The 13,297-nt window shown below is 69.1% G+C and carries 14 protein-coding genes; 7 read left to right on the forward strand and 7 right to left on the reverse strand.

Features of this window, described 5'->3' with window-relative positions:
• Window positions 1–60 precede the first annotated feature (60 nt).
• Window positions 61–1,431 carry an oxygen-independent coproporphyrinogen III oxidase gene (hemN, locus tag FJV41_RS27155; protein WP_141645471.1) on the forward strand — a complete coding sequence of 457 codons (1,371 nt, stop codon included), beginning with the start codon at window positions 61–63 and terminating at the stop codon, window positions 1,429–1,431.
• A gap of 106 nt (window positions 1,432–1,537) precedes the next feature.
• The gene (locus FJV41_RS27160; protein ID WP_141645472.1) at window positions 1,538–2,080 is read left to right on the forward strand and encodes a hypothetical protein; all 543 of its coding nucleotides are present in this window, start codon (window positions 1,538–1,540) and stop codon (window positions 2,078–2,080) included.
• 81 nt (window positions 2,081–2,161) lie between these two features.
• Here FJV41_RS27160 and FJV41_RS27165 read toward each other — a convergent pair whose 3' ends face one another.
• The 3 genes from FJV41_RS27165 to FJV41_RS27175 form a co-directional block, all read right to left on the reverse strand.
• Complete coding sequence (locus tag FJV41_RS27165; protein ID WP_246137440.1) at window positions 2,162–2,878, reverse strand: proline and serine-rich protein 1 family protein; 717 nt, start codon at window positions 2,876–2,878, stop codon at window positions 2,162–2,164.
• A gap of 96 nt (window positions 2,879–2,974) precedes the next feature.
• Complete coding sequence (locus tag FJV41_RS27170) at window positions 2,975–3,583, reverse strand: 2,3-bisphosphoglycerate-dependent phosphoglycerate mutase (RefSeq protein WP_141645474.1); 609 nt, start codon at window positions 3,581–3,583, stop codon at window positions 2,975–2,977.
• A gap of 11 nt (window positions 3,584–3,594) precedes the next feature.
• Entirely contained in the window at window positions 3,595–4,449 is an 855-nt protein-coding gene (locus FJV41_RS27175; protein WP_246137441.1) for a helix-turn-helix domain-containing protein, read from the reverse strand.
• 81 nt (window positions 4,450–4,530) lie between these two features.
• Here FJV41_RS27175 and FJV41_RS27180 point away from each other — a divergent pair, with 81 nt between their 5' ends.
• Window positions 4,531–5,436, forward strand: coding sequence for an MBL fold metallo-hydrolase (locus FJV41_RS27180; RefSeq protein ID WP_141645475.1), 906 nt, complete (start codon window positions 4,531–4,533; stop codon window positions 5,434–5,436).
• Window positions 5,437–5,455: 19 nt separating this feature from the next.
• On the opposite strand, the gene FJV41_RS27185 is transcribed toward FJV41_RS27180, so the two are convergent.
• The 3 genes from FJV41_RS27185 to FJV41_RS27195 are packed head-to-tail and all read right to left on the reverse strand — an operon-like array spanning window position 5,456 to window position 8,030.
• Entirely contained in the window at window positions 5,456–6,169 is a 714-nt protein-coding gene (locus FJV41_RS27185; RefSeq protein ID WP_141645476.1) for an iron-containing redox enzyme family protein, read from the reverse strand.
• Window positions 6,139–7,059, reverse strand: coding sequence for a GNAT family N-acetyltransferase (locus tag FJV41_RS27190; RefSeq protein WP_141645477.1), 921 nt, complete (start codon window positions 7,057–7,059; stop codon window positions 6,139–6,141). Before FJV41_RS27190 ends, FJV41_RS27185 begins: the two co-directional genes overlap by 31 nt.
• Window positions 7,056–8,030, reverse strand: coding sequence for a DUF3419 family protein (locus FJV41_RS27195; RefSeq protein ID WP_141645478.1), 975 nt, complete (start codon window positions 8,028–8,030; stop codon window positions 7,056–7,058). The genes FJV41_RS27190 and FJV41_RS27195 overlap by 4 nt, the downstream gene beginning before the upstream one ends.
• 76 nt (window positions 8,031–8,106) lie before the next feature.
• On the opposite strand from FJV41_RS27195, the gene FJV41_RS27200 reads away from it, so the two are divergent.
• From FJV41_RS27200 to FJV41_RS27215, 4 genes are all read left to right on the forward strand, one after another.
• Window positions 8,107–9,045: a fatty acid desaturase family protein gene (locus FJV41_RS27200; protein WP_141645479.1), complete on the forward strand. Its 939-nt coding sequence runs from the start codon at window positions 8,107–8,109 to the stop codon at window positions 9,043–9,045.
• Window positions 9,038–9,937, forward strand: a complete 900-nt coding sequence (locus tag FJV41_RS27205; protein WP_141645480.1) for a phosphatase PAP2 family protein — start codon at window positions 9,038–9,040, stop codon at window positions 9,935–9,937. The genes FJV41_RS27200 and FJV41_RS27205 overlap by 8 nt, the downstream gene beginning before the upstream one ends.
• A 153-nt stretch (window positions 9,938–10,090) precedes the next feature.
• Entirely contained in the window at window positions 10,091–10,480 is a 390-nt protein-coding gene (locus tag FJV41_RS27210) for a hypothetical protein (protein WP_141645481.1), read from the forward strand.
• 118 nt (window positions 10,481–10,598) lie between these two features.
• Window positions 10,599–12,212, forward strand: coding sequence for a flavin monoamine oxidase family protein (locus tag FJV41_RS27215; RefSeq protein ID WP_181790969.1), 1,614 nt, complete (start codon window positions 10,599–10,601; stop codon window positions 12,210–12,212).
• 68 nt (window positions 12,213–12,280) lie between these two features.
• On the opposite strand, the gene FJV41_RS27220 is transcribed toward FJV41_RS27215, so the two are convergent.
• Window positions 12,281–13,024, reverse strand: coding sequence for a hypothetical protein (locus FJV41_RS27220; protein ID WP_141645483.1), 744 nt, complete (start codon window positions 13,022–13,024; stop codon window positions 12,281–12,283).
• Between the last annotated feature and the right edge of the window lie 273 nt (window positions 13,025–13,297).

Consider the following 13,297-nt stretch of genomic DNA (forward strand, 5'->3'; position numbering starts at 1 on the left):
GCGCTTCCGGGGACCTCGGGCGACAGGCGTGGCACGCGCCTTGGAATGGGGTGGAGGGACATGGAACCGCTGCCAGGTGTCCCCCGGCCCACGCCGGAGCTGCTGAGTCGGTACGACGTCTCCGGGCCTCGCTACACGAGTTATCCCACCGCGCCGGAGTGGCGTCAGGACTTCGGACCGGAGGCGCTGGAGGCCCGGCTGCTGAGCGCGGGGACGCGGGACTCCGCCGAGCCGCTGTCGCTCTACATCCACCTTCCGTTCTGTCACAGCCTCTGCTGGTACTGCGGCTGCAACGTGGTCATCAGCAAGGACACGAGCGCGGCGGATCGGTACCTCGACCACCTGGTCATGGAGCTGGACCTGGTGACAGCGCGCCTGGGCGCGCGTCGCTCGCTCTCGCAAATCCATTGGGGAGGAGGCACGCCCACGTTCCTCACGGAGCCGCAGCTCGAGCGACTGTGGACCGAGCTCACGCGGCGCTTCGTGCCACTGACTGACGCCGAGGTCGCCATCGAGGTCCATCCTTCCGTGACGACGGCGGGGCAGCTCACGTTGCTGCGGAGCCTGGGCTTCAACCGCCTGTCCATGGGGTTGCAGGACTTCGACCCGCGCGTGCAGGAGGCGACGAACCGCCGTCAGACGCCCGAGCGGACACGCGCGTTGCTGGAGCACGCGCGCGCGCTCGGCTTCACCGGCGTGAACTTCGACCTTATCTACGGGCTGCCCTACCAGGAGCCGGAGGGCTGGGCGCGGACGTTGGAGACGGTGCTGGAGATGCGGCCGGACCGGCTGGCCGTCTATTCGTTCGCCTTCATGCCGGACGTGCTCAAGCACCAGAAGCGGATGCCGGCCGAGGCGCTCCCCACCGCGCCAGTGAAGCTGGAGTTGTTCCGCTCGGCCTATGCCGCGTTCGTGGGGGTGGGGTACCAGGCCATCGGCATGGACCACTTCGCGGTGCCGGAGGACGAGCTGGCGCGCGCGCTGTCCGAGCGCCGACTGGGCCGCAACTTCCAGGGCTACACCGTGAAGGCGGCCTCGGACGTGGTGGCGCTGGGCAGCACGGGCATCAGCGACGTGGGCGGCGCGTATGCGCAGAACGTCCGTCCGCTGCCCGCCTACTACGAGCGCGTCTCGCGGGGGCGACTGGCCACCGAGCGCGGCCTGCTGCTCACCGAGGACGACCGGAAGCGCCGCGCGGTCATCACCCAGCTCATGTGCAACGCCTGGGTGGACCTGGGCGAGGATGGAGTCCGCGACTTCGCGCCCGAGCTGGAGCGACTGCGGCGCTTCGAGGTGGACGGCCTCGTGGTCCGCTCGGGCACGCAGTTGGAGCTGACGGCCCTGGGCCGACTGTTCGTGCGCAACGTGGCCATGGTGTTCGACGCGCGCCTGGCGCGGGCCGAGCGGCCTCGCTTCTCCCGAACGGTGTAGCCACCCGGACCACCGAGCAGGCAGGCCCCTCACGGGGCCGCTCCCCTGGCTTCCTCCCGAGGCAATGGCCACTTCACCTGCGCGCCCTCGGGCGACGGAGGTGGTGATGGAGCCGCGACAGTCGCGTGGGTCTGTTCGACGAGGGCTGAGGGCCTCCTGCCTGCTCGCCTCGCTCCTGGTGGCCTCACTGGCGGGCGCGGCGCCCAAGCCAGGGGAGGCCCTGCCGGAGCTGTCCTCGCAGGACCTGGAGGGGAAGACGCACCGCAGTCAGGAGTGGAGGGGACGGCGCACGTTGCTGGTGGTGCTCACCGACAAGGACGGCGGCGAGGAGATGCGCCGTTGGTTCGACACGGCCGCCACCCAGGTTCCGGACTCCGTGCACCGGGCCTCCGTGCTCACCTTCAAGGTGCCCTTCTTCGTCAGCGCGGACTCCGCGAGGGAGCGGGCGAAGAAGAAGGTGCCCGAGGCGTTCTGGACGGACACCTGGCTCGACAAGAGCGGCGATGTGGGCAAGTCGCTGGGGCTGGCCTCCAGTCGCGAGCCCTATGCCATCGCGCTCGATGAACGGGGACAGGTGCTGGCCGTCGTGCACGGCAACGCGGACTCGCCGGAGGCCAGGGCCCTGCTGGAGAAGCTGTCCGGCCCGTGAGGCTTCCGGCGGTGGAAACACGAAGGGCGCCGCGGGTGGGTTCCCGCGACGCCCCGATTCAGCGTGTCTGCTCGTTGGCGCTCAGCGCTGCGACAAGATTTCCTGGGCGCGCTTCTTGTCGGAGGAGAACGTGAAGGCGTTGTAGAGCTGGTAGTTGTTCTCCGTGTCGAGGATTCGCGACCTCACGGCGCGCAGCACGTTGATCTTGTCGTCGTTGAAGGAGAAGCGGTCCATCAACCGCATCACCTGGGAGACGAGGAGGTAGTTGTTCTGAAGGCCCGTGTTGAGGACGCGGAGCTTGTCGTCGGTGAAGTTCTCCCGGGCGATGGCGTCGTACCAGCGCTGGAAGGCGCCGTCCCCCATCGGGCGAACCATCGGCTCCGGCGGCGGGGGCGGCGGGCGCGGCATCACCGTGGCGAGCAGCGGGGCATCGGCGACCTGGCGCCTCACGTTCTCCAGCGTCTCCTGGGCCTTGCGCACCTTGTTGCGCGAGTCCCGGTCCGCCCGGTCCTCGATGTCCTCCAGCAGGCGCTCCAGGCGCTCCAGGCGCTGCGCCAGGTCCTCGCGGCTGACCACCACCAGGGTGCCGGTGCTGTTCGGCGGGACGAAGGGGCCCGAGTTGTTGTGCGGCGGGTACTGCGGCTGGGAGGGCTGCGACGGCTGCGGACGGCCCGGCGGGGGAGGACGGAACTTCTCCATCGTGGCGTCGGGCGCCTGCTGCTTCTCGACCTGCGGGGAGGTCTGCGCGAAGGAAGTGGCGGCGGTCAGCAGGGCGACGGCGATTGCGAGGGACTTCATCGGGAGCGTCCTTGTTTGTGTACTCGACAGTTCTGACGGGCCGAGTCTCATGGCATTCAAAGCCCCCAGACGACAAGGGGCCCCCTGTCTCATGTCTCAGGGAGAGGGGGTTCGTTTGGACAGCACGGACCCCTCGGCCGACAGCTCGTAGACGAGCGGAATGCCGGTCGCCAGCTCCAGCCCCACCACCTGCTCGCCGGTGAGCTGGTCCAGCTTCATGACGAGAGCGCGGTTCGAGTTGCCGTGGGCGACGACGAGGACGTTCTTGCCCAGGCGGACGTCGCCGGAGATGGCGCGCTCGTAGAAGGGGAGCACGCGCCGGGCGGTCATCTCCAGCGACTCGCCATTCGGCGGCGGCACGTCGTATGAGCGGCGCCACAGCTTCACCTGGGCCTCGCCGAAGCGCTGGGCGGCGTCCGCCTTGTTGAGGCCCTGGAGGTCGCCGTAGTGGCGCTCGTTGAGGGCGGCGTCGCGGATGATGGGCGGGCGCTGGCCGAGGGCCTCCAGGATGATGGTGAGCGTCTCCTGCGCGCGGGTGAGCGCGGAGGTGTAGGCGACGTCGAAGCTGATGCCCTGGAGTGCGCGCGCGGCGAGGCGGGCCTCATCGCGGCCCTTCTCGGTGAGGGGCACGTCCACGAGGCCGGTGAAGCGGTTCTCGTGGTTCCAGAGGGACTGACCGTGGCGGACGAGTGCGAGAAGGGGCATGGCTCTCCCTGCTAGCGCAAGCCGGGCATCACGGCCAAGGGGCCCGCGCGCAGGAGCGCGACGGGGGTGACACCCGTCAGGCTCCGGAAGTCGGAGATGAGGTGGGCCTGGTCGTAGTAGCCGGTGGCCGCGGCGATGGCGCCCCAGTCTGGCGTGGCGGCGCGCGTGGAGGCCCGCATGGCGCGCTGGAAGCGGACGATGCGCGCATAGACCTTGGGGCTCATGCCCACCACGTCGTCGAAGGCGCGCCGGAGTTGTCGCTCGCTGACGCCCAGTCCTCGCGCCAGTGCTTCAATCCGGGGCAGCTCCTGTGACTGGGAGATGGCGCGGACCGCGCGGCGGACGACGTGCGCGGAGGCGGGCTCGAACACGTCACCGCGACGCAGGCGCTCGGTGAGCGCGGTCTCCAGCACCTGGACCTTCGCGACCAGGGTGGTGCTCTCGTGCATCCGCTCACGGAGGTGGGCTCCGTCCTCGCCCCACAGGGTGTCGAGGTTGACGACGCGGTCGGTGAGGTGGGCCATGGGCACACCGAAGAAGGGGTAGGCGCCTCCGGCCTTGAAGCGCACGGCGACGGCCAGGGGCGGCACCTCCGTCCCGCCCTTCTGGAGCACATGCAGGCGCGTGCCGATGACATAGGCGTCGCCCCGGGTGTCCGAGAGGCGGACGATGAGCTCGGCCTCTCCATCGGGAAGGCGGACGTACGCGGGGCCGCCGCCCGCGTCCCGGGGAACGGCGCGGAAGCCACGCACGAAGCCCGCGAGCGCGCCGTGGGCTTCGACCTGGAGCGACTGGGAAGTCACGGGGCCAGCATGCGGCACGCGAGGGGCGGGTTCAATCCGGGGCCAGGGCAGGCGAGCGCTCATGGCCGATTTCTCCAATCGACCCGAGGCCCGCGTTTCTACCTTGGGAGGGCACGACACCCCTGCTTCCCCCGAGGAACCTTCATGCGAGTCCATCACCTCAACTGCGGCACCCTGTGTCCCGCCGGCGGCGCGCGCTTCGTCCTGGGCGAAGGCGGCTTCTTCTCGCGGGCCCGGATGGTCTGCCACTGCCTCCTCATCGAGACGAATGATGGCCTCGTCCTGGTCGACACGGGGCTGGGGCTCAAGGACCTCCAGGACCCGACCCGACTGGGCCAGCGCTTCCTCCGCCGCAACTCGCCCCGGTTGGACCCTCGGGAGACGGCCGTCGCGCAGGTGGAGCGACTGGGCTTCCGGCGCGAGGACGTGCGTCACATCATCCCCACGCACTTCGACCTGGACCACATTGGCGGGCTCGCGGACTTCCCTGGCGCGCAGGTGCATGTCTTCCGTGACGAGCACGCGGCGGCCATGGTGCCGTCGGCGAAGAACGCGAAGTTCGGCTACCGGCCCGTGCAGTGGGAGCACCAGCCGTCTTGGAGGCAGTACGCGGTGGAAGGGGAGCGGTGGTTCGGCTTCGACGCGGTGCGCGTGATTCCGGGGCTGTCCACGGAGGTGTTGCTGGTGCCGCTCGTGGGGCACTCGCCGGGGCATTGCGGTGTCGCCGTGAAGACGGAAGGGTCATGGCTGCTGCACGCGGGTGACGCCTACTTCAACCACAAGGAGCTGAACCCCGTGTCGCCGCGCAGTCCGCCGGGACTGGCGCTCTTCCAGCGGCTGCGCTCGACGGACAACGCGGCGCGCCTCGCGAACCAGGAGCGGCTGCGGACGCTCGTGCGGGAGCACTCGGCGGAGGTGAAGGTCTTCTCCGCGCATTGCGCCGTGGAGCTGGACCGCTACGCGGTGGCACAGCCGGTGACGGCGGAGCGAAGTGGCATCGCGTCTCCGAACCTGGAGCCCGCGTCCGGAGCGGGTGGCCGCGCCGCCTGAGGGACGTGCGCGGGACGTGTCAGGCCTGTCGGCGCCGACGGGCCCGGTACAGGTCTTCGTAGAGGCCGAGGAGGAGGTGGCCTCCCAGGATGAGTCCCTGCTCGATGTCGCGCGCGGCCGCGGGTGACGCGTCGTAGGGCGCGTCGAGCTGGCGGTAGAAGCCGTCAGCGTGCTCCTCGTCGAGCGTGGCGTGCGTGGGGTAGTGCACCACCTGGTCCGCGGTCAGCCAGCCTCGCGCGACGATGCCGCGACCCAGCTCCACGGAGATTCCGCTGAACAGGTCCTCGATGATGCCGAACACGGCGATGCCCGTGTGCGGTGTCTCGAAGCCGGCGATGCCCGTCAGCGCGACGTTGAACTTGCGGACCTCCGGACCGAAGGCGCCATCCTGGAGCCGCTCCCCGGACGCGCCGAGCCGATCCAGGAGCAGTTGGAACGTGTGCTCGTGGCCGTGGGAGAGCGCGCCGCGCCCATGCTCATCGAAGACGTTCTCCACCAGCGGCAGGCGGAGCTCGGGGCGGGGAAGGCGGCTGGCGAGCAGGGCCATGGGCCGCGAGAAGTGCGCGACCGCCGAGAAGAACTGCAGCTGCGTCTCGATGAAGTCGCTCCGCTCGAAGGAGCCGTCCTTCAGCGCGCGCAGGTACGACGACGTCTCCAGGACGTTCCAGCCCGACTTCAGGCCAGCGATGTGGTGACGCAGGTTCAGATTTCGGAGGAGGGAAGGTGCACCCATGCAGGGGTTCCCTTAAGTCGGGTCAGGTCGAGAGAATAGACGGTGCAGACCGTGTCGGGAGAAATGCCGGCGTCCCGCAGCCAGTCGAGCTGCGCTTTCAATCGCTCGTCGAGGGTGAAGCAGGCCAGCGTGTCCGGGTTCCGCCCGTCGAGTTCCCGCCCGCACTCCCGGAGGTAATGCCCCCAACCCCGGGTCCAGGCGGCGGGAGGCGCCGCGAGGTGCACGAGCGGCCAGGGCTTGTTCGTCGAACGGAGCTGGAGGTCCTTGCTCCCCGACGTGGTGCACCAGCCCGCCCCTTCGAGCTTCCGGCCAGACGAGGGCCCGAGCACCAGCCCGTCACCCGGGACCTGCGTGGGAGCGCCCGCGAGCTCCAGCGCCGCGAGCCGCGCCGGGGGAACGAAGTAGAGCGCGAGCCGGCTCTCCGGTCGCCCCATGCGCAGCGGATTCCAGCCTCGCGCAGTGTGCATGACGTCGCCGCGCGCGCCCCGCATGGCGGCGCCGTACAGGAACCGGATGCCGCGCAGCGCGGGGATGCGGAACAGGTGCGTGAGCCCTTGGAAGATGAGCCTCCGCGCCAGTCCCGTGCCGCGCGCGTGCGGAGCCACCTTGAGATCGCAGATGTAGAAGCCCTGGGCGGCGGTGTCGCTTCGGAAGACCCGCCGGGAGATTCCCGTCACGGAGCCGAGCAGTTGTTCGCCGCGCAGCGCCAGCAGGAAGTACGCGTCCCCCATGGACGAGAAGAAGGGGTGGTACTCGGGCCCGTGGTCGATGAAGAAGTGGTCGGCGCCGTCGGCGATGGGGTACTCGATGCCCCGCTCGAGCTGGCGCAGTCGTTCCACATAGGGGCCGAGCGTGTCCGGCCGGCACACCACGTAGCGCACGCCGCTCATGGTGAGTCGGTCCGTCGGAAGCCGACCTCGATGCGCTCATAGAACAGGCTGCGGTCCCGGGCCTGGAGTTGCTTGCCGAGCGCGTCGTCGAACACGAAGGCTGGACTGAAGAAGCGGCGGAGGTCTCGCTGGTTGTTGAGCTGTCGCAGCAACACGGCGCAGCCGGGGCGAGCCTCGCGTGACAGCAGCGCGGCCCACTCGGCGACGAGCGTGTCGTCCGACCAGTCGAAGATGTTGGACAGCGAGATGACGTCGAAGCGTCCCAGGTCAGGCACGTCGGGGAGCGAGCCCTGCACCAGCGTGACGGGGAGCGGCGCCTCCGCGCGCAGGTACTCTGGACGGTCCTCGGGACAGTAGGCGCCGAGCAGCACGTGCTGCAGGTAGGGGTTGCGGTGGGCGTCCTCGCGCCGCAGTCCCCGCTCGAAGGTCGCCTGGAAGTAGCCGGGATAGGAGCCGGGCGTCGCGTGCTGGGTCGCCGCCGGGCCGAACATGGCGTGGAGGAACGGGTCCGCGAACGCGAGCTGGAAGGCGACCGGCCAGTAGGACGAGGCGAACCAGCCGTCGCGCAGCGCGGCCCGTTCGGCGGCGGAGGTCGTGGGCGCGAAGAAGGCCGCCAGCTCGCGCGCTGGGGCCGCGAACTCCTCGAGGAAGTGGCGCAGGGTGCGGAACAGGCCCTCGAACTCGCCGCGCTGATTCAACCCCGTGGCGTCGGTGGCCCTCACGTTGAAAGCCTCCAGGCTCGCGGTGCCGAGGCTCGCGGCCTTCTCCCGTACGTGGGCGAGCTGTCGAGGGTTGAAGTCGAAGCCCACCAGCTCCAGGGATGGATTGCGCCGGGCCAGGGTCAGGAGCGTGCAGCCTCCGGACGCGACAGTGAGGAGGGCTCGGGCCTGGGTGCGCCCGATGAGTTCCTGCTCCAGCTCCGGGTCTTCACGGACGACGGCGAATTTCAGACGGGGGGGCGTGGTGCTCAAGTCGTCAGCGGGGGGCGAGGGTTGCTTCGGCGAGGGGGCGGATTGTAGGGCATGATGTCACCCACAGGAACAGCCCATGCCGACGCTCTCATCGTCCCTTACTCCCCAGCGATTGCGTGAGCTGGAGCAGGTCGACGCCCGCCATCTGCCCCGGCTCGGGGTGTTCCTCGCGCTCTACGGTGTGGCGGCGTGGGGGGCCACGGTGCTCGCGCTGGAGGCCCTGCCGTCTGCTCAGGTCTGGCTCGCGCGCGGGCTGCTCTACGTCGTCGCGGCGGCCTCGCTTCACGGCATCAGCCTGTTCACCCATGAGGCCGTGCACGGTGGGCTCTCCACGCGGCCGTGGCTGAACCGGCTGGGCGGGATGCTGTGCGCGTGGCCCGTGCTGCAGAACCTCGCGGCCTACAAGGTGCTGCACCTGCGGCACCATCGGGACCTGGGCGGTGGGTTGGACCCCGACCACTACGCCAACTACACGGGACGACGCTGGCTGGAGCTGGCGATGCACGTGGGCCGGTTGCTGCTCGGATATCCCGCGTACATCACCATGATTCCCATCCTGGGCTGGAAGCACGGGACGGCGTCCGAGAAGCGGTGGATTGCCTTCGAGGTGGCGATGGTCGTCGCGGGGGCGGTGCTCGCGGGCGTCTTCGTGCCGTGGCCCGTGTTGCTGCATGCCTGGGTCATCCCCATGGTCATCATCAACACGCTGGTCAACATCCGGGGCATGAGTCAGCACACCTTCCTCACGCAGAGCAGTCATCCGGTGCGGGGCTCGCGGACCATCCTCTCCAATCCGGTGACGCGGTTCTTCATGTGCAATGAGAACTACCACCTGGAGCACCACCTGTACCCGCGAGTGCCCTGGTACAACCTGCCGGTGCTGCACCAGTCCCTGCGGACCGAGCTCGTCGAGCAGGGGGCGCCCTTCATCCCGTCGTATTTCTCGTTCGTCCGGGGTGTCTTCAGTGGCGCCCTGATGCGAGAGGCCCGGCGGGTCTCCTCCGCGGATGTCTGAGCGCCCCTTCCTTCACGAAGCGCTGCTGGCGACCTTCGGAGTGACGCTGTCGTGCGCGCTCCTGCTCGTGGCGGGTACGCGGTCCGTCAGCTTCCTCCAGGTCGCGGGGGCCACGGCCCTGTTCATCCTCGCGGTGGTGGTGCTCGCGCGGCTGGACGCCTGGGCGCACGTCTTCCGGGTGCGGCTGGTGCTGGCCTATGTGGCGACGTTCTTCTTCTACGCGTCGGTGAAGACCACCATTCCCGCGCTGGGGCTCGAGACCCAGGACGCGTGGCTGTTCAGCCTGGACGCGCGGGTGTTCGGAGGGAGCACTCCGTCGGCCTGGTTCCAGCGGTGGAGCGCGCCGTGGGTGCATGACGTGTTCAGCGCGAGCTATCTCGCGTTCCATGTGTACCTCCACCTCGCGATGGCCTGGGCGGTGGTGGGGCCCCGGGAGCGGGCGGAGCGCTTCTTCAGCCATGTCTTCTCGGCCTACGTGCCGGGTATCGCGGGCTATTACCTGGTGCCGGCCATCGGCCCCATGGCGGCGTATCCCGAGTTGTTCACCGCGCCCCTCGAAGGAGGGTGGCTGACGCGGCTGAACGCGGCCGTCGTCGCGAGCGGCTCGTCCACCTACGACCTCTTCCCGAGCCTGCACGTGTACATCACCCTGGTGTTGCTGAGTCATGACGCGCGCGCGCATCCCTGGCGTTTCCGGGCGCTGGTGCCCGTGGCGGCGGCGCTCATCCTCTCCACCCTGGTGCTGCGCTACCACTACGCGGTCGACCTGCTCGCCGGTGTCGTGTGGTTCATCGCCTTCAGCGCCGTGTTTCCACGTCTCCAGACATGGTGGGCGTCCTGGCGGTGCGGGCTCCTCGCGGGCTCCGGGCCCGCGGTTCAACCCCGTCCTTGAGACGTCGCCCGCGTCTCGCTGTCACACGCCTGGCGAGGCATTGACGAATTGTCGCGCGGACGGCCGCGGACGGCCCCGCAAGTCCTCGGAATGTCGTGCGGGGCGGCTTGGAACGGCACGTGAAAGGCAAGGGGACAACAGGAGGAAGCCGCCATGGCCCGGTGCCGTCAGTCCCGTTCCCGCTCGTCTCCCGCCACCTTCACGTTCCTCGAGCGCAGCGCGCTCGGGGTGCTTCGACAGGAAGTCCTCGAGCTCATCCTCGACTTTGGACTTCGGACCCGCGCCGCGGGGGTGACACATGTCACCGTGCTGGAGCGCGACCTGCCCTTGCAACTCCAGGACTCGTCGCTGGCACGGCAGGCGCGGGGCTGGATTGTCCTGGTGAGTGATGACGAGCGCCTCATCACCTGTTACCGGCGCGGGGATGCAAGCGGTTTCATCCGCCGCAAGCCCAAGCATCGCCTTAACGGCGGACGCCCGCACCCCAACACGAGGACCCGTCGCGCACGTGACAGACACTCCACGGGCTACAGGGCCGGGTAGGGCTCACTGCTTCACAGTTGGGGTGTTCAATGACAGGCACCCTTGTATCAAGCGCTGCGCGCCGCGACAGGCTTTGGAAGGTGAGAGGGCGCAATCCCTCTCGTTTCTGGAGTTTTGTATGCCCCGCACACCGCTCTTCGACCTGTTCCGACAAACCACCCGGAAGGCGCTCGCCGCCGCGTCACCGGAGGCGAACGCGCTCGAAGCCCGACGCGTGGCTCGAATGGACCGCCGCTCCGTGTTGAAGGGGGTGACGGCGCTGGGGATGGGAATGGCGGTGCGGGCGGCGCGGGCCGAGGAGGCCCGTCCTCCCGCCGCGCTTCGCGTGGGCATCGTCGGTGCGGGGCTCGCGGGCCTCGCGTGTGCCTATGAGCTCAGGTGCTCGGGTGTGCAGGCCACGGTGCATGAAGCCCGGGAGCGCACGGGCGGCCGGGTGTTCTCGATGGGAGGCGCGTTCGGTGGGCCGGTCATCTTCCCCGGGCAGGTGGTGGAGCGGGGCGGGGAGTTCATCGACTCCGGACACTCGACGATCCTGGGCTATGCCCGTGAGTTCCACCTGGAGCGGGAAGACCTCCTGCGGGTGCCGGGGGACGTCTTCTACTTCTTTGGCGGACAGCTCTATTCCGAGGCGGATATCCTGGAGGAGTACTGCCCGCTCATCGCGGCCATCAACCAGGACTTGAGCAGGCTGTCCGAGGCGCCCACGGCGGCCGACCACACGGAGCTGGACCGGCGGTTCGACCTGCTGGACCTGGTGACCTACCTGGAGGCCCGGAACACGGGGCCCCTGGTGAAGGCCGCCATCATCGCCGCGTACGAGGCGGAGTATGGCCAGGCAGCGGATGAGCTGAGCTGTCTCAACCTGCTGTTCCTGATTCAGACCGAGCAGTGTCGACGGTTCGAGCCGTATGGCGAGAGTGATGAGCGGTATCGCCTGCTCGGCGGCAATCAGCAGATTCCACGCGAGCTGGCGGCGCGTCTGCCGGGACAGGTCCGACAGGGCGAGCGGCTGGAGTCGGTCAGGAAGACTCCGACGGGCGCGCTCTCGCTCACGCTGCGGCGCGGAAGCACGTCGTACACGGCGACGTATGACGTCGTGGTGCTCGCGATTCCGTTCACCGTCCTGCGACGGGTGGAGCTGGCGGCGTCCCTGGGCCTGCCGGCGTGGAAGACGCGGGTCATCCGGGAGCTGGGGTACGGCACCAACGCGAAGATGATGGTGGGGTATCGCGGGCCGGTGTGGCGGGCGAGCGGGTGCAGTGGGGCGAGCTACTCGGACCTGATGAACCATCAGGCCACGTGGGAGACGAACCCGACGCGGGCGACAGCGGGCGACGCGGTGTTGACGGACTTCGCCAGTGGGCCGCGTGGGGCAGGCATGGACCCAGGCAACGTGGCGGGCGAGGCGGAGCGCTTCGTGGCGGCGATGGGCCGCGTGGTGCCGGGGACGGCGGGCGCGGTGAAGCGGGGCGTGGACCGGCGCATCGTCGCGCACCTGGAGCACTGGCCGAGCAATCCGAACGCCCTGGGAAGCTATTCGTCCTATCGGCCCGGGCAGTTCACGTCACTCGCGGGCACCGAGGGGACACCCGTGGGCAATCTCTACTTCGCGGGTGAGCACACCAGCTCGTTCTACGAAGCCCAGGGCTACATGGAGGGCGCGGCGGCGACGGGCAAGAGCACCGCCCAGGCCATCCTGGCGATGGCGAACGTGGCGGTGGCGTCCGGGTGACCCGTGGAGAAACAAGGGCGGGCCCGCCGGAAGCGGACCCGCCCTCACGCACTCACGAAGTGAGCAGGTTACTGCGCGCAGTAGACGGCGCGCTCGAACTTGCCCGTCACTTCGACGATGGACGTGGCGCGAACCACGAACTCGCTGGCCCCGACGCGCGTGTCGGCGTTGCACCAGTCATACGTGTAGCCCAGGCCCGTCCACGGGTACTGCGTCTTCTGCCAGAACCCATAGCTGGAGGCGAAGTTGGCGTTGATCCAGTTCTTGTGCTCGGTGGTGGCCGTGGTGGGGAACTGGAGGCCGCACGTGCCGTCGTCGATCTCCGAGTCCGGACAGGGGCGGAACATGTCTCCGGGCTTCACCCACAGCTCGACGATGTAACGCGCGTTGTCGCCTTCGGTCGCCGGGGGCAATCCCAGATACTGATTGACGCGCGGGACGAGGTTCTCCGCGGACACCGTCTTGCAGAATGTCTGGAGTTGGGGAGCGGCCGTGACCCAGACCTCGCGAGAGAGCGTGTTCGCTCCCAGGGTGTAGCCCTGGAAGGTGGTCCAGATGGCCATGCGCACGGCCGTCTTGGTCTCATTCCAGACAAGGTTCGGGTTGGACGGGCTGATGGCCCACAGCTGCGTGGAGATGTCTTCGGTCGTGGGCTCCGCAGCGTGGCGGACGGCCTCCGTATAGGTCTGCGCGTCGCACGCCAGCGGTTCGGGGACAGGGTCCTTCGTGTCGTCGTCACCGCATGCGGCGAGGGACAGGAGCGCGGCGGTGGCGGCGAAGCATCGCAGGGGGCGCGAGAAAGCGCTGAACATCAGGTCAACTCCATGGGGAGGGTAGGTTCACAAGGAGTGTAGAGGAAGGAAGGCGGGGCACCAGCCAAAACGACCGCGCGAGACGCGAGCCCGCGGCGAGGTTCCGTGCATTGAAAGACAGCCATCCTCCCTTGGGGCTCAGGTACCGCCGCCACCGAACAGGCCGAGCTGCTCGACGCTGCCCATGGGGGCGACGGGGCTGTCGTCGGCGGGCAGTTCGCGGCGCACCGGTACGGTCGGGACAGGGGGCGCAAGCACGCGGGGCTCGGGCTC

The sequence above is a fragment of the Myxococcus llanfairpwllgwyngyllgogerychwyrndrobwllllantysiliogogogochensis genome, assembly GCF_006636215.1.
Taxonomy (GTDB): domain Bacteria; phylum Myxococcota; class Myxococcia; order Myxococcales; family Myxococcaceae; genus Myxococcus; species Myxococcus llanfairpwllgwyngyllgogerychwyrndrobwllllantysiliogogogochensis.